Source organism: Acinetobacter dispersus, assembly GCF_009884975.1.
In the GTDB taxonomy this organism is placed as follows: Bacteria; Pseudomonadota; Gammaproteobacteria; order Pseudomonadales; family Moraxellaceae; genus Acinetobacter; species Acinetobacter dispersus.
Genome location: NZ_CP041970.1, coordinates 1,763,759 through 1,787,593, shown reverse-complemented (window position 1 = coordinate 1,787,593; position 23,835 = coordinate 1,763,759). Strand labels below are relative to the sequence as shown.

Sequence of the window (23,835 nt, the reverse complement as noted above, 5' to 3'; positions counted from 1 at the left end):
TGATGAGATGAAACAACATTATAAAAAAACATTATTGGCGACGATGATGCTGGCAACAATGCCATTATTAGCTGCAACGAGTAGTATCCCAATAAAGGTCACAACTTTTGAAGATGAGGATGGCGGGAATCTAAATGCTTGTTCGTTAAGAGAGGCAATAAAAACGGCTGCTGAGCGAGTATCCTTTGGTGGTTGTCCAGTGACAGATATGTCACCGACAAGCCAAAAAGTTATTCAACTTGAAAAAGGAACATATACACTTAATAAAGAATTAACTCCAAGTGTCAATATTTCAATTATTGGAGCAAGCCCTGTGGATTGGCAGGGTAAAAATGTTTTATTAAATGATGTTGTGAATCAATATCCTGCGCAGATTCAATTACAAACAACAATTAAAGCTGAGAATAGTCGTATTTTTAATACAACTATTGGAAAGAGTGCCTTAACGTTAAGTAATCTGATTTTGACTGGGGGCAATACCACGGATCTAGGCGGTACAATTTATGCTGGAGCGGATGTCTTATTGCAAAGTACGCAAATTCTAAATTCACGTGCTAAAGAAGGCGGGGCTATCTTTTTAGCAGGACCATCTTCATCATTAACATTATCTAAAAGCTTAGTTCAAGGGAACCAGGCTGAAAATGGTAGTGTACTTGCCATGAGTTGTAAGAACGACCTTGGGTACTCAACACATGTAATAAGCCTTCTTGCGAATAGTTTTATTAATAACGGTTCTACCAACTCAAAAAATATGTTTGAATTTTGTGGAGTAGCTACAGTTGACGCAAGTAATAACACGATTGCTCAAAATACTGTAAATACAACCACTGGGAATCTCATTAAATTCTCAGGCGATACTAAAGCTGGTACAGATCCTAAACCAGATGATCCTTCTAGTATTTTGAGTGGTACCAGTAAATTGACGCTCACAAGTAATACAATTGTTGAGAATAATGCTTTTACTACACTGCTATACGATAAATTAGGTGATAAGACATTAGCATTTAATATCATTGCCTATAATGGAGGAGATAATAGTTATGCTTGCCGATATTTATTGGGTGCCGCAGCGGAACAAGAAAAAGTAGGTCTGAAGGTTCAATATAATGCTCTTGCATTAAGGGAAGAGAATTCAACACCGTTGATTAAAAACATATGTGATATACCAAAGGAATCACTAAAGGAGAATAAAACCAATATTAATTTGACACCAGTTGAGAATATTCGAACTGTATTGGGACCCTTACAAAAACCGACAGAACATACTGCATTTTTGCCTGTGTACTATCCTGAGAAAAATGCAATTCCTGTGAAGGATGGTGATAAGACAAAATTAGTTGGATTGTTAGACACAGGTGTTTCGAATTGTAGTCCAACAGATCAACGTGGTCTTGCTCGTATTACTGATGGGACTTTATATTATGATCCGAATGCGCGTAATACGTGTGATATTGGTTCAATTGAGTTGATGCGATTTGTTGCTGGTGATTTAACGGATTTATCAAATACCTCAATCAGTAATATGATTTCTGGGTATCAGGAACAATATGATTTCTTTGATAATATGGTGAAAAATCCCAATAATCCTGATTTTTTAACTTATTATAAGTCTCGGTTGGATCAATATAAGAAATTGTTGGATAGTTTTAATATTGAGGAAAAAAGAAAAGAGAGTTTGAAATATCGTGCCATTTATATTGGGTTGCAAAACTATCAATTACCCCTACCAGAAGATGTGAAGCAAACTGATGGGAGTTATAAGCTAAGATTTTTTACCCCTGACTTGTATCGTGTTACGACGGAACCATTGGGGAAAGGCCAAGTTAATGATGCTGTTACTGATATAGATAAGGGAGATATTCCAAATTTAGTATGTAAGTGGAATGCAGATCTACAGCAAATTATTTTTTATCGTAAGGATGATAGTATTACTCAAGCTGGGGATAAAATTTTTTGCAAATATACCATTACATTAATTTCAGATAGCAGTGTAAAATCGTCAGGACTAATCAAGGCTGAATTTACAAATATTGCACCTGTGGCAAAAGATACATCCTTAACGTTCAAGTATAAGGAAAAACAAAAGTTAAGTCTGAATTTATTGAACTTTGCTAACGATAATGGCGATACCGGTGAAGGTGGGGTTGGGCCAGAAAAAAATCCAAATAAATCTCAATTTTGGAAGAATCGGGAAGGGATCGAGTTACCAATTCGTTTGACGAATGTACCTAGAGATCTGAGTATCTCTGCTGATCGCCAAGGAGCCTGTCCTGAACCTGATCAAAAACTAACATGTTATGGCGGAAATATTTATGTGCAGGAAGTAAATGCATTTAACCCATTTAATTTCGATTTTAAATATCAGGTATATGATGCTGATGGTCTGTCATCAAATGTAGCGACCGTACGAACTATTAGTACGGCTACAACCACTGATGATACACGCTCTGCTAGCAGCGGTGGTGGTAGCTTTGGCTTTTATTCTGTATTTGGATTATTTGGATTATTAGCTTATCGTCGTTTTAGAAAATAAATATATCAAAGATAAAAATAGCGCCTAAATGGCGCTATTTTTATCTTAAATATGTATAGAAATAAAAAGTTAATGCTCAGCATATTTGGTGAGGTATTCTTCTCTAATATTTACACGTTCTTCAGTGCTGGCATTTTGCATACGTTTACGTAGTGTATTGCGCTCTTGAGTACTCATTTTTTGCCACACATCACGCATTTTCTGTTTTTCGTCTTCTGGTAGTTGTGTAAACCATTCCATGCGTTGTTGCAGTTGTGAGCTTTGATTGGTTGGAATTTCTTTTAAGGTTTGATAGCGTTTAATTAAAACGCGTTGCTCTTCAGGTGATAGGTCATCCCAAGCTTCTTCTGTTGCTGGTTTATTGGGCTTAGAAAATACCCAAAAGCGCTCAGAGCCAGCAAAACTGGTTTGTAATAAGCCGAGTGTACACACAACAAGTGCTAGTTTTTTAGCTGCCATGTGGAACTTTATCCTCACCCAAGACCAATAACATTTCCATATCTTCAACCATTTGTGGTGAAAGCTTTGGATTCACGACAACTTGGTTTTGTGGCTGATCTGCCAATTGCAAGGAACTCGGTAGAACAACAATGCCCATAATTGCAGCGGCAAATGCAAAACCTGTCATTTTCCAAACACTGTAATAAGAAGTTGGTTTCTTCTGGACAGTATCGAGAACATGATTCATCACCAGCATTTTGTTGTGATGCTGCTCTCTGGCAAGTTGGTCAAGTTTAGATGTTACTTGTTTGGTGAATTCATCTTTCTTCATCTGATGATCCTCCCGTATGTGGGTTTAAATGCTCTAGAGCAATTCTGAGTCCCTGAATTGCACGGTGGTAATGTGTTTTTACACTGCCTTCACTGCAATCCATAATTTGAGCTGTAGTCATCGTATCAAAGCCTTCCCATGCTCTTAGCATAAATGCTTGTTGTTGACGGACTGGTAGTTGATTGACTGCTGCTTGAATTTCTTCCATCGTCACTTCTTGATCAAGAAAATCAAAAGGGTTCGGGGTTGATTCATCTACAACATCAATAATTTCCTCGTCATCATCTAAACTAATCTTTTTGAATAATGAGAAGGGGCTCGCACGACGCGCTTCTTTACGTCTCCAGTCTTGGAGTTTGTTATTTAAAATGGTGTAGAACAGGGGGTACCATTCTTCTATATTTTTATCAGCATATGATTTATGTAAGGAAATAAAGGCTTCCTGTACTAAATCCATGGCAATGCCTTGTTGTCCTTGAGTTGCACTTTCCATCATAACCAAGGCACGACCTGTAACGTCTTGCATAAAAAAACGCAGACGTTGTTCAACCGTACTGCGATCAGTACTGGTTTCGGTTCGAGCCTGTTTCGGTGCTAAATCCATAGAGATGGAAAATCCTGTCATGGATACCCACCATTAATTCCAATTCATTAATCATATAACGTTGAAACTGGTGGGCGCGTTGACAACTTAAGCAATTATTTTTAGTAGTGTAATTGATTTTCTCAGTAAAAAAATCGTATTTAAAATAATTTAACGTTTTACTGACGTTGGCGAACCATTTCAAAAAAGCAAATTGATCCTGCAATTGCAACATTGAGCGACTCTTGCCCACCTGGTTGAGGGATGGCAACTGCTTTTGCATGCTCTAATGCATAATCACTTGCACCTTGACCTTCGTTACCTAAAATCCAAACACAAGGTTGTGTTAAATCTTGTGCATACAGACTGGTCGATTGATGTGAACTCGTCACTAAAACAGGAATTTGAAATTTTGGAAGAATGTCTGATAACTGAAAGTTTTCAAAACAATGCAAACTAAAATGGGCACCCATACCTGCTCTAAGTACACGCGGAGACCAGAGCGTTGCTGAGCCTTGCGTACAAATTACTTGTTTGATGTTTGCAGCGGCAGCTGAACGGAGTAATGTTCCAACATTACCTGGATCTTGAATATTTTCTAGGATTAAAGTATCTACATTAAAATCAATTGTCATTGATGTTTTGGGAAGATCAATAATGGCTAAGCAAGGTAAGGTGGTACCTAAAGTACTTAAATCTTTATATAGCACTTCACTAATAACGAAGACATGACCTTGGTGTAGTTCGATGACTTCTTGTAAATCAGGATGTTCTAATGCTTGTTCAGTGGTAAATAAAGAAAATAGTTTTTTCTGTTGTTGTAACCAAGCTAAACAAAGATGTGTACCTTCTAGAACAGTTTGTTGATGTTTCTTTCGAGCACTATTGAGCTCGATTAACCCACGCAAATGTTTAATTTTTGCATTGTCTTTTGATTCTAGAAAAATAACCGCCATAAGATAAACATCCAAAAGGGCATCATAGACTTATGATGCCCTGATTATAAAATTAATTAGTGGTAGCTTGTTACGCGTTCCACTTCGTTTTTAGAACCGATAATGACAGGAACACGTTGGTGTAGTTCTGTCGGTTGGATTTCCATGATACGAACACGGCCTGTTGTTGATGCACCACCAGCTTGTTCGATTAACATGCTCATTGGGTTTGCTTCATACATTAAACGTAAACGGCCTGCTTTTTTAGGATCTTTTAGGTCGTAAGGGTAAAGGAAAATACCACCACGACATAAGATGCGGTGAATGTCACCCACCATACATGCGACCCAACGCATATTGAAATCTTTTTCACGTACTGAAGTTTTTCCAGCTAAAAGCTCATCAATATAACGTTTTACAGGGTTTTCCCAATGACGTTGGTTAGATGAGTTGATAGCAAATTCTTGTGTATCCGCTGAAACTTGAACCTGCTCAGTTGTAAGTACGAAAGTTTGAGTAGTTGGATCAAAAGTAAAGAATACAACACCAGCACCCACCGTAAGTGCTAGCATGGTTGAAGGACCATAAAGTACATAGCCCGCAGCAACTTGTTCAGTACCTGCTTGCATAAAATCTGCAGATTGAGTCACAGCATTTTTAGCAGGAAGGATAGAGAAAATGGTACCAACACACATATTAATATCGATATTGCTTGAACCATCCAATGGATCAAATAATACGAGGTATTTCCCGTTTTCTTGAGCAGGGGTGAAGTCATCTAATTCTTCTGATGCCAAACCACCAACTTGTGGATGAACTTTTAAAGCATCAATCAGATAATCATTCGAGATAACGTCTAATTTTTTTTGTGTTTCACCTTGAACATTTTCATTGCCAGCGCTACCTAAAATCCCTGCCAAAGCACCTTTTTGTAATGCTTGGTCAATGGTTTGGCACGTTGCTGCAATTGTTTCGATAACTTGTGCCAACTCTGGAGTCAAATTCCCATTTTGTTGTTCTAAGTATTGGGTCAAAGTAAGGTTTGACATATTGAATAGCTCCGATTTAGCCGTGTCAAAAAATGATAAAAAAGAATGTGGCTATTCTAGATGAGATCACATAAAAATAAAAATTATCTTACTTTATTTATGTTGCTTTTATGATTACAAGCACGTGATTACATGCTATGTTGGACAGATACTAGACAGGATGTTTGGAGATTAAGATGTCAACCAAGAATTTTGAGGCAACCCCCACGCCAAGTGAACCGATTAGTCTCGACAAGATTTCTAAAGAAAATGTGAAGGATGCTTGGAAAGAGTATGAGGCAAAGCCAGAATATAAAGATTTTAATAAGCACGATATGATTGAGTCGATGCAGTCAGAATCTAAATCCCAATCATCATCTTAATTTAAGAAATAAAAAATGCCCACATGATGTGAGCATTTTTTATTTGAAGCTAAACCATTATTTTAGTAATGGTGGAACTGCTTCGTAATTGATCTCTACACGACGGTTTTCTTTCCATGCTGCTTCATCATGACCAGCATTTACTGGTGATTCTTTACCGTAGCTTACCGCTTCAAGTTGTTGAGGATTTACGCCATTGGTAATCAAGAAGCTCTCAACGGCTTTGGCACGACGCTCACCCAAGGCCATGTTGTATTCACGTGTACCGCGCTCATCGGTATGACCTGTTAAGGCAACACGAGAGTTCGCATTAGCTACGAGAAATTGGGCATGCGCTTGTAGGGTTTGATAATCTTCGTTTGATAAGTCGCTGCTGTCATAGTTGAAGTGCACAACGCGTTTCGCGAGGAAAGCTTTGTTTGCTGCAGTAACACCTTTTGAAGATGCACCCGCTAAGTTTTGTGCATTTAAAGCTGCATCTTCGCTTAGACCATCAGTACTTACAGTTGATGAACCACTTGGTGTATTGCCTGCAGTAATTTCAGCAGCAGGCTTACGGCTTGCACAACCTGTAAAAACAAGCGTTGCGGCAATCAGTGGAAGCGTTAGATATTTAATGTTCATATGATTCTCCAATCGATTAAACTTATTTTGGTGCCCAAGCTGGTTCGCGAACTTCGCCTTGTTCACTTGGTAAATTCATGCGGAAACGGCCATCAGTAGACATGACTGATAACAAACCACGGCTACCTTCACGCGTTGCGTAAACCACCATTTGTCCATTTGGTGAGAAGCTTGGTGATTCATCTAAACTGGTTGGTGTGAGAATATTGGTGATACCTGTATTGATATCTTGGATTGCAACTTTGTAGTTACTACCACTTGGACGATGTACTAGAGCAATCTTTTTACCATCAGCACTTAAAGTACCACGTGCATTGAATGCACCTTTGAAGGTGAGTCGCTTGACTGAACTGTCATCAAAACTATAGCGATAGATTTGTGGTGAACCACCACGATCCGAAGTAAAGATAAAGGATTTACCGTCTGGTGAGTAACGTGCTTCAGTATCAATCGCAGAGTCATTGGTCATGCGTTGTACTTGGCGGGTACTTAAATCCATTTGATACACTTCAGGATTGCCGTGCATAGAAGCGGTAAATAACATTGATTTACCATCTGGCGAAAAACTTGGTGCACCATTTAAACCACGGAAGCTTGCTAGAACTTCACGTTGGCCAGTGGCTAAGTCTTGCAGATAAATCGCAGGGCGTTTGGTTTCAAATGATACATAAGCAATTTTCTTTGCATCAGGTGTCCAAGCCGGAGAGAGGATTGGATCACGTGAAGAAAGTACGGTTTTAGGTTGCTCACCATCCGTATCTGCAATTTGCAAGGTATAGCGTTGAGCAGGTGTTGCCTGATTACGCAAGACATAAGCAATACGACCGCTAAAGTCACCTGCGATACCTGTCAAAGCTTGATAGATGGTATCACTGATCAAGTGTCCTGCTTGACGAACACGTGAACTTGGTACAGTTAGTACTTCATTCAATAAATATTGTTGTTTCTGTACATCATATAATTGGTAATGAATTTCGAATGTATTGGCATCAACGGCTTTCATTTGCCCGACGACGACATATGGTACACCAGCATTTTGCCAATCACCCGCTTGTACCTGATTTAGGCTAGCAGTCGCAGGTAAATTTTGAGATGCGCTGGTAAAACGGCCTGAGCGATTCAAGTCACTTTCCACAATTGGATAGATCGCATTGTCATTTGCAAATGGGATAATCGCAATTTTAGGTGCTTGTTCAGGTGCTTTGGCAATTTCGAGATGTAATTGTGCAAAAGTTGCTGTTGGAACAACTGTGCTAATTGCAGCGAAAACTGCCAACGAGAGGAGGTGTTTACGAGTCTTGTCCATAGTTACAATTACTTGCGTTCGTATTTTTGTGGCTGTTGATTATTTAACATAGTTACAGGCTTTGTGCTATTAAAAGCCTGTAACGTTAACTATTCATTACTATTTTGCAGTAAAACTTGAAGTAAAGCTTCTTGCTTCACGGCGAGCAACTGGATCATCTGGCATTGGATAAGGGGCGGCAGCACGAACAGCAGCTTCTACACTTGCCTTAACATCAGGGTCGCTTGCTGAAACAACAACAGATAAAACAGCACCGCTTTCACTTAAAGTTACACGAGCACTGGCTCGCTGGCCTGATGAACCTGACGGCATATTCCAAGCACGATAGATTTTTTGTTCAAAATCTCGCTTAGCTGTTGATGCAATCCGTTTAGCATCGGCTTTTTTCTGAGCAGCTTCTTGTTCAGCTTTTTTAGCTGCTGCAGCCTTAGATTCTGCTTCAGCTTCCGCTTTACGTTTCGCATCTGCCTCAGCTTTGGCTTTTGCATCAGCATCGGCCTTACGTTTTGCATCTGCCTCGGTTTTACGTTTCGCATCCGCGTCGGCTTTCGCTTTGGCATCTGCGTCAGCTTTACGTTTCGCATCCGCGTCGGCTTTCGCTTTGGCATCTGCGTCAGCTTTACGTTTTGCATCCGCATCAGCTTTGCGTTTTGCATCAGCATCGGCTTTTGCTTTGGCATCTGCATTTGCCTTACGTTTAGCGTCTGCTTCAGCTTTTGCCTTCGCATCAGCATCCGCTTTACGTTTGGCATCTGCCTCAGCTTTTGCTTTGGCATCTGCATTTGCCTTACGTTTAGCGTCTGCTTCAGCTTTTGCCTTCGCATCGGCATCCGCTTTACGTTTCGCGTCTGCGTTAGCTTTTGCTCTCGCATCAGCATCGGCTTTACGTTTTGCATCTGCTTCGGCACGCGCCTTTGCGTCTGCCTCAGCTTTGCGTTTAGCATCCTGTTGTGCTTGAAGTTTTGCGTTTTCGGCCGCTTTTTGCTGTCTTAATTTCGCATCTTGTTCAGCTTTTTGGCGTGCCTTCGCTTCAGCCTCAGCTTTTGCATTTTGTTCAGTTCTACGCTTCGCGTCAGCTTCTGTCTTTGCCTCAGCTTGACGTTTAGCTTCGGCATCAGCACGTTGTTTTTGTGCTTGAGCTTCTGCAAGTTTACGTTGTTCTTCCACTTGCTTGGCACGAGCAGCTTCATCGGCTTTACGTTTTTGTTCAGCTAATTTTGCCTGCTGAACCTGTTCGACTTTTTGCTTTTCAGCTGCAAGTTGTTGTGCGGTTGGTGGTGGAGGCGCTACAGGAATATTTTCAGGTAAGGTCGGATCCACATTTGGACTGACCACTTCTGGTGCTTGTTTGTCAGCCGTGACTTGCTTTTCAGGCTGCTGAAGCGATTGAGGTAAATCTTCTGGCTTCACCAAAATAGTGGTGAGTTTTTTAGGCTCTTCTGGTGGTTTACTCAAGCCTAAAAACAGTAAGCCAACAATTGCGATCGCATGAACGCCGAGTGTAAAACCCAGTGCAATCGCATTTTGTTTAAAAGGTGGCTCTTGAAATTTTTTCATAGCTTATTTTAACGGCTCTGTCAGTAAGCCAACTTGAGTGAGGCCAGCTTCTTGTAGACTCGCCATCAGTGAAACCACTTCACCATATGGACGAGATTTATCACCATTCACCAGAACAGTTAGTTGTTTATTTTCTTGTTCAGCTTGTGTTTGAGCTTCACTTAAAATAGTTTCAAGTTGTTCAAGCGAAAGGGGGTCACTACCTTTATGTTCTTGATATTCAAGTGAGAAATTACCATCTTTACTGATTGTGACCAAGGCTGGCATATCTTTAGATTCAATAGGGTGATTATTGGCTTGAGGCAAATCCACTTTGATACCACTGGTAATCATGGGTGCAGTCACCATAAAAATAACCAGTAGTACTAACATAACGTCGATATAGGGAACGACGTTCATGTCGCTTTTCAGTGGTTTTTTAATCCGCTCAAAACGTCCAGATCGTTGAATCGCCATTATGCATCATCCTGTGTCGTTCCAATCGCTTGACGCTGTAAAAGAGCAACCATTTCTTCTGCAAATAAAGCACGATCTGAATAAGTTGATTCACCTTTAGCAGTAAAATGGTTAAATGCAAGTACAGCAGGAATTGCTGCAAATAAACCAATTGCTGTTGCAATCAGAGCTTCTGCAATACCAGGAGCAACTGTTGCTAATGTGACTTGATCAACTGCAGCAAGGCCAATAAAGGCATTCATGATGCCCCAAACTGTACCAAATAAACCGATATAAGGTGCTACAGAGCCAATACTAGCAAGCGCACCTAAGCCAACTTCTAAACCACTTTGGTCACGGCTTAAACCGACACGAAGAATACGTTCAGTTCCTTCGATGGTTTGGTTGGTATCTGCTTTACGTTTCTGTAGTTTAAAAAACTCACCTAAGCCTTGGTAGAAAATATCTTCAAGGCCACGACGTTTAGAGTTAAGTTGTGCATTATTAAAAAGCGTATTTAATTCGGCACCAGACCAAAACATCTTTTGAAAATGCTCATCATCTTGCTCTGCTTTTTTAAAGCCCATGTGTAATTTAGCGATCAGGTACCAGCTATAAATTGAAGCAAATAGTAAGATCAGCATGACCAGTTGTACAACAGGACTTGCTTGTAAAATTAGGTCAGAAATGTGCAGGGAAGATTCTAAGTTAGTTGCCATAAGTTACGGTGCCAAAAGTTTATTTTAGTCCTGTGCTAATTCTTTTTGAATCAGATCACGAATTTCATCAGGAAGTCTACGTGGCATTAGATCTTTGTTTAAACATGCCAACACAACCTCACCTGAAGCCAGCAAGATTTCACCACGATAAATATTTTGTTGCAACACAAAAGATGCGGCTTTACACGAAATAACACGTGCTGTAACGGTAATTAAATCATCCATTAATATTGGGCGTACATATTTAACCTGAATCTGATGTACCACGAAGCTGTAGTCTTTTTGGTGCCAGTAGTGATCTACACCTGCTGCACGTAACCATTCGGTCCGAGCACGCTCCATAAAACGGATATGATTGGCATGGTAAACGATACCGCCAGCATCTGTATCTTCGATATAAACGCGAATTTTGAACTCAAAATGATTTGCCATGTCTTTATTACCTATTCTTGCGTACTGTGAGCAAGCACGAATGATATTGCGTCAAACGGGCTAAGGAAATAGTAATAAATAACATATTGTTGAGCTAGATAAAAAATAAGCCCTACAAAGAGGGCTTATTTGGGTAAAACTATAATTAATTGCTTAAAACTCGTTCCAGTCTTGAGAAAAAGTTTGTACGAGTTTTCCATCAGCATAAGTATTAACTAATGCGGCGCCATTAGTTGCCTGATGAATTGAGATCGTATTTTTTTGATTATATTGGTCGGTAATTTCGACATTGGCTGAATTAGGCTTAAAATCAAAAAGATCTTCAGCCGTTGAGAAATTGAAGTTAGAAGCAAAATTGACTGAAAAGACCTTACCATTGAACTCTCCGTTTATTTTTCCTTTTGCAAAATCTTCTATACGATCATTTAATATATAGTACTTAGAAATAAATTGATAATTATTTAGGGTGTATAGATAATAATCTTTATTATTATTTTTTTCTACGTATTTGAGCGTGGACTGTTCCGTTTCATATGTGTCACTGAGAAGGTCGCTATTTGGTAATGTGGAAGTATGTATTATTTTCCCATTAAAAAGGAGTGTATCTTCAGTCAAATCAATATTGAGGTTCGACAAGTTTAATTCATTTTTCTTTACAGCAGTCGTGTTATTGTTGTTAGATTGAACCGTACCCGAAATTATACCTGAGAACTGTGTTCCCTGAGAGGGAATCTTGAAGTTTTTACAGTTATTAAGTGTGACACTCTTGTCACTATTAATTTTTACTGTTCCTGTTTCACACAAAAAATCAGAGTTGCTGGTACTTTCATAAATACCTTGTGCCAGCATACCTATATAAAATAATAGATTTTCTGACGAATTTGACAAGTTGACGACAGGCTCGGTAATAATGTGAGTCGTTTCTGTTTTTTTATAATCTAGTTTCTCTTTACCATCAAAGCTGGGCTGGCTGTCATCTCCACCACCTCCACAGGCTGTTAATAATAGTGTCCCAGAGCATATAGTAGAAATTAATAATTTGTTTGACATTTCTTTCACCCTTGATATTAAATTTTGGTTGGTTTGAATGTGTGGTTTAATTTTAAGATGAAAAATTATAACAGGAAATTTTATTTTTAATATCCAGATATTTTATTTTTAAAATATTGAAGTGGTTTTAGAATAAATATCGCATTAATACGATATTTATTCTATTCAGTATTTATTCAGGTGGTGTCATACCAAACTGTAAATACGCCATATTGGTTGCAATTCGACCACGTGCTGTGCGCATCACATAACCTTGCTGAATCAAATACGGTTCAATCACATCTTCAAGTGTTCCACTATCTTCTGCCATTGCAGCAGCTAATGCTTCAACACCTGTTGGTCGCCCTTCAAAGCGTTCCAGTAACATACTGAGATAACGACGATCCAGCGTATCTAAACCTGCTTTATCCACGTTAAGCATGTCTAAAGCACGTTGAGCCATATCTTGAGTCACTTCACCCGTACCTTTGACTTGCGCATAGTCACGTACACGACGTAATAAGCGGTTGGCAATACGTGGTGTGCCGCGAGCACGACGGGCGATTTCAGTCGAACCTTCTTTGGTAATCGGAACATCCATTAAATTGGCAGAACGTGTCACGATATGGGTCAAATCTTCAACCGAATAAAACTCTAAGCGCTGCACAATCCCGAAACGATCACGTAAAGGAGAGGTGAGTAAGCCAGCTCTTGTTGTTGCAGCAACTAAAGTAAAGGGGGGAAGATCGAGCTTAATTGAACGAGCTGCAGGGCCTTCACCAATCATAATATCTAATTGGTAATCTTCCATTGCAGGATAAAGAATTTCTTCAATCACGGGTGAAAGACGGTGAATTTCGTCAATAAACAGAACATCACCTTCTTCTAAATTGGTCAGCATGGCAGCCAAATCGCCAGCACGTTCCAATACAGGACCAGAAGTAGACTTTAAATTACCACCCATTTCTCTTGCAATAATATTGGCAAGGGTTGTTTTACCTAAACCTGGTGGACCAAAAATCAAAGTATGATCAAGTGCTTCACCGCGGCCACGCGCTGCACCGATGAAGATTTCCATTTGCTCGCGCACCACTGGCTGACCAATATAGTCCACCAATGAGGTAGGACGAATCGCGCGATCAAATTGATCTTCAGGTTTTTCTGTTCCGCTTATAAGACGATCTTGCATATATCTATTACTTCATCATTGATTTAAGCGCAGCACGAATAATGTCAGCAGATTCAGTATAGTCTGCTTTAACTGCCGCCACGGCTTTTTGTGCTTCTGTTGGTTTATAACCAAGAGATTGTAATGCGGCTTCTGCTTCTGCAACAGGTGAATTTGACATAAATTGGATTTGCGTTGCTGCTGTAGTGCTTATACTGCCAGTTGATTGTGCTAAGGCTTTGAAACGATCTCTTAATTCAATCATTAAACGTTCAGCTGTTTTCTTGCCCACACCTGGAACTTTAATCAGGGTATTAATATCATCATGTTCAATGGTATGAATCAGCAATTCAATACTTAAGGTAGACAGGATACCTAAAGCCATTTTAGGACCTACACCATTTACTTTAAGTAAAGTACGGAAAATGGTTTTTTCTTGAGCATCGCTAAAGCCATAAAGTTGTTGAGCATCTTCACGAACGACTAAGTGAGTCCATAAAGTAACTTTCTGTCCTTTTTGTAATTGGCAAAATGTCGAAAGTGGTGTGTCTATTTCATAACCCACACCATTCACATTGAGTAATACGGTTGGGGCTTCTAGGGCAAACACTTCGCCAATTAAACATCCGATCATGAGTTAAATTTCACTATTTTAAAAAATTTAGTTTGAGCTTGAAAAAAGTCTTGGTCTAATTTCAACTGTTAAAAGAATCCAATTTTATTGCCTTGCAGCTCTTGCGCCAAGCTATAGGCTTGGTGGTCAGAAAACTTACTAATAATATCCAAGACTTGCATAATATTATTATAGTGGTTGTTTTGTAGATTTACCCCTGAATGTTGCAAAATCGACATTAAACGCTGTTCTTTAAAGCTTAATGTCTTATGCGGCATGGTTAAAGGGATAAAAGCATCTAATATAGTTTGCAAACTTTGATGCGCAATAATCTCTAAACCTGATTTTTGAGGATGTTCAAAAATACGATCTCTGGCAAGATTTTTCGCCGTTTGAATACCTGCTTCAATATCTGGTGAGCAATATTGTAATAAGCTACCTTTGAGTTGGCCGGTTAAAATTTCATACTGATGTTTGGCAAATGCAGTGGTCACTTCATCGACTAAACGTTTCATCACACGACCGCGTAAGGCCGCAATTTTTTGCTGCCATGTGGTATGTGGTAAATGTAATTCTTCTGGATAACCATAATCTGCAATCAGATTCAGAAAAATTGGCTCAACTTCGGCATAGTTCAACATGTTCAGAATAATGCCATCTTCTAAATCAATGAGCGCATAACAAATATCATCAGCTGCTTCTAATAAATAGGTCAGTGGATGACGGCAATAATGATAGTCGCCGAGTTGAATAAGACCGAGTTGTTCTGCCAGTTGTTTTAATATTTCTTTTTCAGATTGATAACAACCAAATTTCGCCCGTTGATGAGATGGCATATCGCCTTGTTCTTCGATGGTTTTGGATAACCACGGATATTTTAAATAAGCACCCAGTGTGGCACAGGTGAGGCGCATACCACCATCATCGGGATGGTAATCAATACGGCTGAGTAGGCGAAGTCCTTGTGCATTGCCTTCAAACTGGCGTACATCGGCTGCTTCTTCAGGTGTAAGTCTGGTCAAGAAGTCACGATGCGATGCATCATCAAACCATTCACGAATCGCATATTCGCCAGCATGACCAAAAGGTGGATTACCAATATCATGCGCCAGACAGGCTGCTTGGATAATCGCACCAACATCTGCTGGGGAAATCCACATCGGTAATTCATCTTTGATTTTTTCTGCGGCCAACATGCCGAGTGAACGCCCAATACAGGACACTTCTAGCGAGTGCGTGAGGCGGGTATGGATACCATCATGTTGTGTAAGCGGGTGAACCTGTGTTTTTCTATTCAGTTGGCGAAAGCTTTGCGAAAATATAATTCTGTCATAATCTTTGTGGAATGGGCTTCGAGCCAATTCAGTACTGCTTTTTTTACTACCTAAACGAATTGCAGATAGCAATTCTACCCAACGCATTTGTTCCATTCATCATTATTCACTATGAGTTCAGGATCATCATGCCAAAAAAAAGATTAAAGCACTAGGGTAGAGCGACACAAGTTGTCTTAATAAGGTAAATAGAGAAATTTCAGGATAAAGTAATGGTAGGTAGAGAAGAGGGAAAGTCTGTCGTGCAGGGATACATTGTGATTTCGATAGCAGAAAAGAAATAAGAGTAATGAGCTATAAATATGAAATGTGATTGCTGTATCAGCTTAAATGAATTGTTACGAATAAAGTAAAATGGATAAAGCTATAAGAAATTAAGCCATTTGCAGTAGAAAACTCTGATTTTTAAGATGGATATAGCTAGCTGAAATGAGCCTTTCACAGTAGAATATGCGCTCTTTCATAAGTCACATTGTGGTAGGTTCGTTAGACCCACCCGTGGAGCCAAAGTCAACATGTTTATCGTGGCCGGTGCATCAGCACATTCTTCTTTCAAGAAAGCTCAACTCTTAAACCGATTAACGTCAATGAGTTCTGTTCAATCTTTTGACAGCCAGTGGGTTTATTTGTTTGATCAAGCGCTCAACGAGCAGCAACATCAATCGGCATTACAACTTTTAAACGATGGTCAATCTTTCGAACTTCGCCAAGCTGCAAGTGATGAAATCCAGATTTTAGTGACACCACGTGTGGGGACAATTTCTCCGTGGTCATCTAAAGCAACTGATATTTTCCAAAACTGTAATACACCTATTCACCGTTTAGAGCGTGGTCTGTTATTTACACTGAAAGGTGTGAAAGAGATTTCGAACGAAGTGAAATTGGCATTACATGACCGTATGACAGAGAGTGTTTTTGCTCAAATTGATGATGCAAAAGCTCTATTCTCAGAAACAGCACCGAAGCCATTGAACTCAATCGATATTTTGGGTCAAGGAAAAGAAGCCTTAGTCAAAGCCAACAATGAGTTTGGCTTTGCTTTATCTGAGCAAGAAATTGATTACTTAACCGAAGCATTTACCAAGCTAGGTCGTAATCCAAACGATATCGAATTGATGATGTTTGCACAAGCAAACTCTGAACACTGTCGTCATAAAATCTTTGGTTCTGAATGGACAATTGATGGTGAAAAACAACCATTATCATTGTTCCAAATGATTAAAAATACCTATAAAGAATCTCCAACAGATGTGTTGTCGGCATATAAAGATAACGCGTCTGTGATCGTGGGTTATGACACGATGCGTTTTTATCCGAAAGCGGATGAAAATGGTCACTTCGTTTATAAATATAAGAGCCAAGCTGCTCATATTTTAATGAAGGTTGAAACACACAACCATCCAACTGCAATTGCTCCATTTGCAGGTGCTGCAACAGGTTCGGGCGGTGAAATCCGTGATGAAGGTGCAACAGGTCGTGGTGGTAAACCAAAAGCAGGTCTAACAGGCTTTACTGTTTCAAACTTAAATATCCCTGGTTTTGAACAACCTTGGGAAGATAACTACGGTAAACCTTCACGTATGGCATCGCCATTACAAATCATGATCGAAGGTCCATTGGGTGGTGCTGCGTTTAACAACGAATTTGGTCGCCCAGCTTTAAATGGTTATTTCCGTACTTTTGAACAGAATGTCAATGGTGACGTGAAAGGCTTCCATAAGCCAATCATGATTGCAGGTGGTTACGGTAACATTCGTCCTGACCATGTTGAAAAAGATGCGATTCAACCGGGTGACTTGCTCATTGTATTGGGTGGCCCTGCAATGTTGATCGGTCTTGGCGGTGGTGCAGCGTCTTCTGTAGACAGCGGTACTATGGGCGAGAGCTTGGACTTTGCTTCTGTTCAACGTGAAAACCCAGAAATGGAACGCCGTTGCCAAGAAGTCATCGATACCTGCTGGCGCTTAGAAGACTTTAACCCAATCGTGTCTGTACATGATGTGGGTGCAGGTGGTGTATCTAATGCTATGCCAGAACTTGTGAATGATCATGAGTTGGGTGCAGTGCTTAACCTGCGTAAAATTCCATCATTAGAGCCAGGTATGAGCCCGATGGAAATCTGGTCAAATGAAGCGCAAGAGCGTTATGTGCTTGCCATTCGCCCAGAGTCTTTAGAGCAATTTGAAGAAATTTGTGCACGTGAGCGTTGTCCGTTTGCGGTATTGGGTGAAGCGACTGAAGCGCGTCACTTAACTGTTGAAGATCCTTTGTTTGAGAACAAGCCTGTCGATATTCCAATGCAGGTGATTTTAGGCGGTACACCGCGTATGCAACGTTCGTATGAAACGATTGAGCGTACGGGTAACGACTTTGATGCTGCGAAAGTTGATTTAAAAGATGCGATTTTCCGTGTATTGAAAAATCCAACAGTTGCATCTAAATCATTCTTGATCACCATTGGTGACCGTTCGATTACAGGTATGGTTGCACGTGATCAGATGGTGGGTCGCTGGCAGGTTCCTGTAGCAGATGCAGCAGTAACGACTACAAGCTTGCAAGGTTTCACTGGTGAAGCAATGGCAATGGGCGAACGTCCACCTGTTGCATTGTTAAATCCAGCTGCATCTGCACGTTTAGCGGTTGCAGAAGCGATTACCAACATTGCTTGTGCCAACATCGAACAAATTAGTGATATCAAACTTTCAGCAAACTGGATGGCAGCGGCAGGTCAAAAAGGTGAAGATCAAGCCTTGTTTGAAGGTGTAAAAGCGATTGGTATGGAAATGTGTCCTGCATTAGGCATCGCAATTCCAGTGGGTAAAGATTCACTTTCAATGCGTACCACTTGGAACGATGGTGAAGACAAAGCAGTGACTTCACCAATGACCGGTGTGATCACAGCATTTGCACCTGTTCTAGATGTTCGTAAAACATTGACACCAGAATTGAAGAACTTAGCAGATTCAGTATTGGTTCGTATTGACCTATCTAAAGGCCAGTTCCGTCTAGGTGGTTCGATCCTTGCGCAGGTATATAAAGCCATTGGTTCTGTTACACCTGATGTCGATAGTTTTGATGACTTCAAAGCATTCTTTGCCTTGATTCAAGACTGGAACAATCGTGGTGTGATTAAGGCTTACCATGATATCGGTGATGGTGGTTTACTGGCGACTGTTGCTGAAATGATGTTTGCTTCGCGCTTAGGTGTTGCTTTAGAAAATCAATCAACTGAAAGTTTATTCGCTGAAGAAATTGGTGCTGTACTTCAAATCACAGCGGCGGATTGGGCTCAGTTAGAAGTTGAAGTTGCAGCATCTAGCCTGAAAGATGCCATTGCAGTTGTGGGCCGTGTCAATACAACCGATCAATTGGCTGTGAATGGTTTAACTTTAGAGCGTGCTGAATTGCAACAAGCATGGGCAGAAGTATCGCATCAGATCCAACGCTTACGTGATAACGTTGAGACTGCTGATCAAGAGTTTGCATTAATCGCAGACAAAAACCACAAAGGTTTGATTGCACAAGCAACTTATGACTTGAATGAACCTGTTGAAGCGCCGTTTATCAATACACGTCGTCCTAATATGGCCATCTTGCGTGAGCAGGGTGTTAACGGTCATGTTGAAATGGCCGCTGCTTTTGACAAAGTTGGCTTCAATACCATTGACGTACACATGAGTGACTTACTAGCAGGTCGTGTCAGCTTGAGCGACTTCGAAGGTTTAGTGGCGTGTGGTGGTTTCTCATACGGTGACGTGATGGGTGCTGGTGGTGGCTGGGCGAAATCAGTCTTGTTCAATGCGAAATTACGTGACCAGTTTGAGCAGTTCTTCCATCGTCAAAATACATTCAGCTTAGGCGTATGTAATGGTTGTCAAATGATGTCGCAACTTGCACCACTGATTCCAGGTGCAGAGCATTGGGGCCGTTTCCACCGTAACACTTCAGAAGTATTTGAAGCGCGTGCCGTGAACGTTCGTGTAGAAAAATCAGTTTCTGTATTACTTGAAGATATGCAAGGTTCGATTTTACCAATCGCTGTTGCGCATGGTGAAGGTCGTCTGGTTGCAACTGAACAGCAAATTGCTGCTTTAAATGCTGAGAACCAAGTGATCTTACGCTATGTGGATAGTTTGGGTAATCCAACTCAACACTATCCATTGAACCCGAATGGTTCACCTGAGGCGATTACAGGTTTAACCTCTAAAGATGGTCGTGCAACCGTGATGATGCCGCATCCAGAACGTAACTTCCGTGCTTTACAGCATTCTTGGAAGCCAGAAGACTGGGCTGAAGATGGTGCTTGGTTACGTATGTTCCGTAACGCACGTAAATTTATTGGTTAATTAAAATATAAATGCTTGAAAATGCCACTCTCGAGTGGCATTTTCTTTATCTCGATGCATGAATAAAATCATGGGATATTAAAAGAAAAAGACAACAGGACACTCAGAAAAATGAATCAGCTTAAAGAATTAGAGAAACTCAATAACCCAAGTTTTAAGTTGTTAATTTTCCTACCATTGATCAGTTTTATTGGAAGCTTGCTATTGGCTAAATCTGGATTCGACTTTAAGGTAATTTATATTTTTTATCTGGCTGTGGTCGTCTTACAAATTATTATTTTTATACAAGATAGAAAATTTTTGAAGGAAAAACATGCCTTTTGTCCCGCATGGGAGTGGTTTATCTTGCTCCCTATCTATGTATACAAAAGACAAAGAAATAATTTTTTAAACTTAACTTATTTTTATATTAGCCTGCTATTTTTTATACTGAATGCTGTCATAAGCGCCTATGTCAAAACCTTATAGTATTATTCAGTCGGATGAAGTGCCTGCTCGATCATTCTTTTCTGGGAACGACAAACATAAGCACTGATCCCAAAAGAGAAAATGATATATAACGATTTATGTGATTTTCTGCTCTAACTCATCATGCCCAGCAACTGGAAGTACAATGAAATCAAAAATCCATTTCCGCGAATTCGCACTGCTGATGGCATTACTCATGTCCATCGTCTCATTTTCAATTGATGCTGTTTTACCTGCACTGGGTGAAATTGGTCGTGTTTTTACTTTGCAAAATAGCAATCAGGCGCAATGGGTCATCATCAGTATTTTCTCAGGAATGACAATCGGTCAATTGATTGCAGGACCATTGTCAGATGCGATTGGGCGAAAACGGATTTTATTTACAGGCATCGTGATCTACTTTTTGGGCAGTTTATTATGCTATTCCACCCAGAGTTTTGAATGGTTTCTGCTGGGGCGTTTTATTCAGGGTGTTGGTGTTTCAGGGCCTTATGTGGCTTCGATTTCCATCGTTCGAGATAAATACAGTGGTGCCCAAATGGCACGCATTATGTCATTGATCATGATGGTGTTTATGGTCGCACCTGCAGTTGCACCGAGCTTGGGACAGTTGATCATCCATTTCTTTGGCTGGCGCGATATTTTTGTATTGTATATGGTCTATGCCATCGCTGTTGGCACGTGGGTCGCTTTAAGGCTAGAAGAAACTTTAGTGCCTGAAAATCGTTTGCCGATGCGTGTACAAGCATTTAAAGATGGCTTCAAAGAAGTGGTGAGCAATAAAACCACCATGAGTTATTTGCTATGTGCAGGTTTTTGTTTTGGCGGTTTTATTGGATATCTTGGGACTTCACAACAAATCTTTATGCAGCAATTTGGCAAAACAGGGCAGGAATTTAGTGCTTACTTTGCGCTATTAGCAGGTGTGATGGGGATTGCATCTTTTACTAATTCTAGAATTGTCATGAAGTTTGGGATGCGCCCCATCTGTATTTATGGCTTTCTTGGTCTATGTTTAATTTCATTGCTGTTCCTCATTATTCAGCTCGCTGGTGTCGCCGTTTCATTCTGGATGTTTATGCTGTATGCCTGCATTTTATTTTTGTTGTTTGGAACACTGTTTGGCAATCTCAATGCGATTGCAATGGAACCGATGGGGCATGTGGCAGGTATGGCTTCGGCGATTATTGGGGCATCTTCATCCGTACTGTCTTTAATACTCGCTTCGATTATTGGGCAGCTTTATAACGGTACCTTGATTCCGATGACCAGTGGCTTTGTGATTTTGTGTGGGTTAGCCTTTGCGATGACACTATACGAGAGAAGGCAGTTAAAAATATTAAGTTCTGATAGTTAAGTCGTTGATGCTCGGAAGATAAGAAAATATGAAAAAAGTTGTTCCAGTAATTTTAAGACATCAAAAGCATGGCTTGGAAATATTGGCTTTTCGGCATCCACTTGCAGGGATTCAATTAGTTAAAGGGACAATAGAGTATGATGAAAAATATGATGAAGCTGCAATCCGTGAATTATTTGAAGAAGCCGGATTGATTGCTGAACCAAATCCCAAGTTTATTGGAAATTTTAAACTCAAATCTAATCAGCAAGATTGGTATTTCTATTTATGTGAGGTCAGCGCAGATTTAGCTGAAACTTGGATACATCATTGTCAGGATGACGGTGGCTTAGATTTTGAGTTCTTTTGGTTCCCTTTAAATCAAAAGCCAAATGAGAGTTGGCATCAGAGTTTTCAAGAAGCATTGGCATTTTTGAGAGAAGCTAATTATTTAATATGATTACAGAGCATCGATTCTTTATATTGGTATTGCATCTTTTCTAATTGGCTCAATTCTTGCTTATCATATTTCAATAATAAATAAGATATGAGAGAGCAACATGATGAAAAATGAAAACTATTTGAGAGTAAGCCATTCAAAAGACAAAGGCTGGTTTTGGTTTGGCTTAACTGTGTTTATCCAACTGCTTTTTATCGTCGTGAGTTATCTCATCATCAATATTTCACTTTGATTGTTCAACTTTTATAACGTTATGATTGAAGTCTAATTGATTTCGATTTGAGCCATTTTAAGATGTTAAAGCTGATTTATTACGTTCCAGAATCTCATCTGGAAGCTACCAAACAAGCGGTTTTTGAAGCAGGTGCGGGCGGTATTGGTAATTACGAACATTGTGCTTGGCAAGTCAAAGGCATTGGGCAATTTAAGCCCGTAAAAGGTGCAAATCCTTTCTTAGGACAATTAGATGAATTAGAGCAGCTCGAAGAATGGCGAGTTGAAACTATTGTCTCTGAAGAAAAGGCCAGTGCTGTGGCAAAAGCTTTAAAGGCAAGCCATCCTTATGAAGAACCTGCTTTTGAGTTTATCCAGATTTTAGATATTCAATAAACTCTATTCTTTTCTAAGCATACTGCTTTGAATCAATCGAGCAATATCCGTTGTTCGTGCGCTCACCAGTTCTGCTGCACTGGTACAAGCTTCTTCTAGGCTGATTGGGCCTGAGGTTAATGAAAAAGCAGCCGTAATACCGTGGGCGTAAAGTGCTTGGTAATTCTCTCCAAGCGTTCCTGCAATCACAATGACAGGGATATTGGCTGCTTGTGCAATTTTAGCGACGCCAAACGGTGTTTTGCCATTTAAGGTCTGCTCATCAAACTTTCCTTCACCTGTAATTACCCAATCAGCGCCTTGGATTTTGGCAGCAAGTTGATTCAGTTCTGCAATGACTTCAACTCCAGATCGAAACTCAGCCTTTAAGAAGGTTTTAGCGGCAAAACCAAGTCCGCCTGCGGCTCCTGCACCAGCTTCATTACGTTGATCGACGCCAAGCAATTGAGCAGTAACGTCGGCAAAATGGGAGAGAGCTTGATCTAACTCCAACACTTGTTGAGGCGAAGCGCCTTTTTGTGGCCCAAAAATATGTGAAGCACCATTTGGGCCGCAAAGTGGATTGGTCACATCAGCAGCCAATAAAAATTGGGTTTGTTGAATCCGTGGATCGAAATTTTCTAGATTGATCTGTGCCAAGTTTTGCAGAGCAAGACCACCAGCAGGCAAGACTCGATGATCTGCATCTAAAAACTTAGCACCTAATGCAGATAAAAGCCCTGTACCAGCATCATTGGTTGCACTGCCACCCACAGTCAGTACTATTTCTTTTGCACCTGCATCTAAAGCAGCCAGGATCAGCTCACCTGTACCAAATGTACTGCTGATACATGCATCACGATCAGCAGGTTGCACCAACTGGATACCACTGGCTTGAGCCATTTCAATGATGGCGATCTTTTTAGTATCTAACCAGCCCCATTTTGCCAGTACAGGTTGTCCAAGTGGACCTTGTACCATCTGCTCACGCCATTGACCTGAACAAGCCGCTAAAACAGTTTCAATTGATCCTTCACCACCATCTGCCATTGGGCATTGAATGATTTCTGCATTAGGAAAGACTTGTTGCCAACCTAAAGCAATCGCCTGAGCAATATCATGTGCAGATAGGCTATCCTTAAATGAATCTGGGGCTATCACAACTTTCATAAATTCTTTGCAATCT

General features: G+C 40.3%; 23 protein-coding genes. 7 read left to right on the top strand and 16 right to left on the bottom strand.

Going from position 1 to position 23,835, the window contains the following annotated elements; all coding sequences use genetic code 11:
• The first annotated feature begins 7 nt into the window (after nt 1-7).
• Nucleotides 8-2,533 carry a CSLREA domain-containing protein gene (locus tag FPL17_RS08265; protein ID WP_159884421.1) on the top strand — a complete coding sequence of 842 codons (2,526 nt, stop codon included), beginning with the start codon at nt 8-10 and terminating at the stop codon, nt 2,531-2,533.
• 69 nt (nt 2,534-2,602) lie between these two features.
• On the opposite strand, the gene FPL17_RS08260 is transcribed toward FPL17_RS08265, so the two are convergent.
• From FPL17_RS08260 to FPL17_RS08240, 5 genes are all read right to left on the bottom strand, one after another.
• A complete protein-coding gene (locus tag FPL17_RS08260; protein WP_005211466.1) occupies nt 2,603-2,992 on the bottom strand; it encodes a DUF3106 domain-containing protein in 390 nt (129 codons plus the stop codon).
• Entirely contained in the window at nt 2,982-3,305 is a 324-nt protein-coding gene (locus FPL17_RS08255) for a hypothetical protein (protein ID WP_005190010.1), read from the bottom strand. The genes FPL17_RS08260 and FPL17_RS08255 overlap by 11 nt, the downstream gene beginning before the upstream one ends.
• Complete coding sequence (locus tag FPL17_RS08250; protein ID WP_005190009.1) at nt 3,292-3,909, bottom strand: RNA polymerase sigma factor; 618 nt, start codon at nt 3,907-3,909, stop codon at nt 3,292-3,294. Before FPL17_RS08250 ends, FPL17_RS08255 begins: the two co-directional genes overlap by 14 nt.
• A 158-nt stretch (nt 3,910-4,067) precedes the next feature.
• Nucleotides 4,068-4,844, bottom strand: a complete 777-nt coding sequence (locus FPL17_RS08245) for a TrmH family RNA methyltransferase (RefSeq protein WP_005211471.1) — start codon at nt 4,842-4,844, stop codon at nt 4,068-4,070.
• A gap of 56 nt (nt 4,845-4,900) precedes the next feature.
• Nucleotides 4,901-5,872: a class 1 fructose-bisphosphatase gene (locus FPL17_RS08240; RefSeq protein WP_151714760.1), complete on the bottom strand. Its 972-nt coding sequence runs from the start codon at nt 5,870-5,872 to the stop codon at nt 4,901-4,903.
• A 176-nt stretch (nt 5,873-6,048) separates the two neighbouring features.
• Here FPL17_RS08240 and FPL17_RS08235 point away from each other — a divergent pair, with 176 nt between their 5' ends.
• Nucleotides 6,049-6,234, top strand: a complete 186-nt coding sequence (locus FPL17_RS08235; protein ID WP_151714759.1) for an NF038105 family protein — start codon at nt 6,049-6,051, stop codon at nt 6,232-6,234.
• 57 nt (nt 6,235-6,291) lie between these two features.
• Here FPL17_RS08235 and pal read toward each other — a convergent pair whose 3' ends face one another.
• The 10 genes from pal to FPL17_RS08185 all read right to left on the bottom strand — a co-directional run bounded on the left by pal (nt 6,292) and on the right by FPL17_RS08185 (nt 15,547).
• Nucleotides 6,292-6,858: a peptidoglycan-associated lipoprotein Pal gene (gene pal, locus FPL17_RS08230; protein ID WP_159884419.1), complete on the bottom strand. Its 567-nt coding sequence runs from the start codon at nt 6,856-6,858 to the stop codon at nt 6,292-6,294.
• 22 nt (nt 6,859-6,880) lie between these two features.
• Nucleotides 6,881-8,164: a Tol-Pal system beta propeller repeat protein TolB gene (gene tolB, locus FPL17_RS08225; RefSeq protein WP_005189999.1), complete on the bottom strand. Its 1,284-nt coding sequence runs from the start codon at nt 8,162-8,164 to the stop codon at nt 6,881-6,883.
• A gap of 99 nt (nt 8,165-8,263) precedes the next feature.
• Nucleotides 8,264-9,721, bottom strand: a complete 1,458-nt coding sequence (tolA, locus tag FPL17_RS08220; protein WP_159884417.1) for a cell envelope integrity protein TolA — start codon at nt 9,719-9,721, stop codon at nt 8,264-8,266.
• Between the two features lie 3 nt (nt 9,722-9,724).
• Nucleotides 9,725-10,177, bottom strand: a complete 453-nt coding sequence (tolR, locus tag FPL17_RS08215; protein WP_005189995.1) for a protein TolR — start codon at nt 10,175-10,177, stop codon at nt 9,725-9,727.
• Complete coding sequence (tolQ, locus tag FPL17_RS08210; protein ID WP_005189993.1) at nt 10,177-10,875, bottom strand: protein TolQ; 699 nt, start codon at nt 10,873-10,875, stop codon at nt 10,177-10,179. The genes tolR and tolQ overlap by 1 nt, the downstream gene beginning before the upstream one ends.
• Before the next feature lie 24 nt (nt 10,876-10,899).
• Nucleotides 10,900-11,307 carry a tol-pal system-associated acyl-CoA thioesterase gene (gene ybgC / locus FPL17_RS08205; protein ID WP_005151801.1) on the bottom strand — a complete coding sequence of 136 codons (408 nt, stop codon included), beginning with the start codon at nt 11,305-11,307 and terminating at the stop codon, nt 10,900-10,902.
• A 153-nt stretch (nt 11,308-11,460) separates the two neighbouring features.
• Entirely contained in the window at nt 11,461-12,357 is an 897-nt protein-coding gene (locus tag FPL17_RS08200; protein ID WP_159884415.1) for a hypothetical protein, read from the bottom strand.
• A 172-nt stretch (nt 12,358-12,529) separates the two neighbouring features.
• The gene (gene ruvB / locus FPL17_RS08195; RefSeq protein WP_005211486.1) at nt 12,530-13,525 is read right to left on the bottom strand and encodes a Holliday junction branch migration DNA helicase RuvB; all 996 of its coding nucleotides are present in this window, start codon (nt 13,523-13,525) and stop codon (nt 12,530-12,532) included.
• A 7-nt stretch (nt 13,526-13,532) separates the two neighbouring features.
• Nucleotides 13,533-14,138, bottom strand: a complete 606-nt coding sequence (gene ruvA, locus FPL17_RS08190) for a Holliday junction branch migration protein RuvA (RefSeq protein WP_159884413.1) — start codon at nt 14,136-14,138, stop codon at nt 13,533-13,535.
• Between the two features lie 68 nt (nt 14,139-14,206).
• Nucleotides 14,207-15,547: a deoxyguanosinetriphosphate triphosphohydrolase gene (locus tag FPL17_RS08185; protein WP_005189988.1), complete on the bottom strand. Its 1,341-nt coding sequence runs from the start codon at nt 15,545-15,547 to the stop codon at nt 14,207-14,209.
• A gap of 419 nt (nt 15,548-15,966) precedes the next feature.
• On the opposite strand from FPL17_RS08185, the gene purL reads away from it, so the two are divergent.
• The 5 genes from purL to FPL17_RS08165 all read left to right on the top strand — a co-directional run bounded on the left by purL (nt 15,967) and on the right by FPL17_RS08165 (nt 22,670).
• Nucleotides 15,967-19,797, top strand: coding sequence for a phosphoribosylformylglycinamidine synthase (gene purL, locus FPL17_RS08180; protein ID WP_159884411.1), 3,831 nt, complete (start codon nt 15,967-15,969; stop codon nt 19,795-19,797).
• Between the two features lie 613 nt (nt 19,798-20,410).
• Nucleotides 20,411-21,622, top strand: coding sequence for a multidrug effflux MFS transporter (locus tag FPL17_RS08175; RefSeq protein WP_159884409.1), 1,212 nt, complete (start codon nt 20,411-20,413; stop codon nt 21,620-21,622).
• Between the two features lie 28 nt (nt 21,623-21,650).
• Nucleotides 21,651-22,061 carry an NUDIX hydrolase gene (locus FPL17_RS08170; protein WP_159884407.1) on the top strand — a complete coding sequence of 137 codons (411 nt, stop codon included), beginning with the start codon at nt 21,651-21,653 and terminating at the stop codon, nt 22,059-22,061.
• A gap of 100 nt (nt 22,062-22,161) precedes the next feature.
• A complete protein-coding gene (locus FPL17_RS19070; RefSeq protein ID WP_266095745.1) occupies nt 22,162-22,293 on the top strand; it encodes a KGW motif small protein in 132 nt (43 codons plus the stop codon).
• 62 nt (nt 22,294-22,355) lie between these two features.
• Nucleotides 22,356-22,670, top strand: coding sequence for a YqfO family protein (locus tag FPL17_RS08165; RefSeq protein ID WP_005204878.1), 315 nt, complete (start codon nt 22,356-22,358; stop codon nt 22,668-22,670).
• 3 nt (nt 22,671-22,673) lie between these two features.
• Here FPL17_RS08165 and FPL17_RS08160 read toward each other — a convergent pair whose 3' ends face one another.
• Entirely contained in the window at nt 22,674-23,819 is a 1,146-nt protein-coding gene (locus tag FPL17_RS08160; protein WP_159884405.1) for a glycerate kinase, read from the bottom strand.
• Nucleotides 23,820-23,835: the final 16 nt, after the last annotated feature.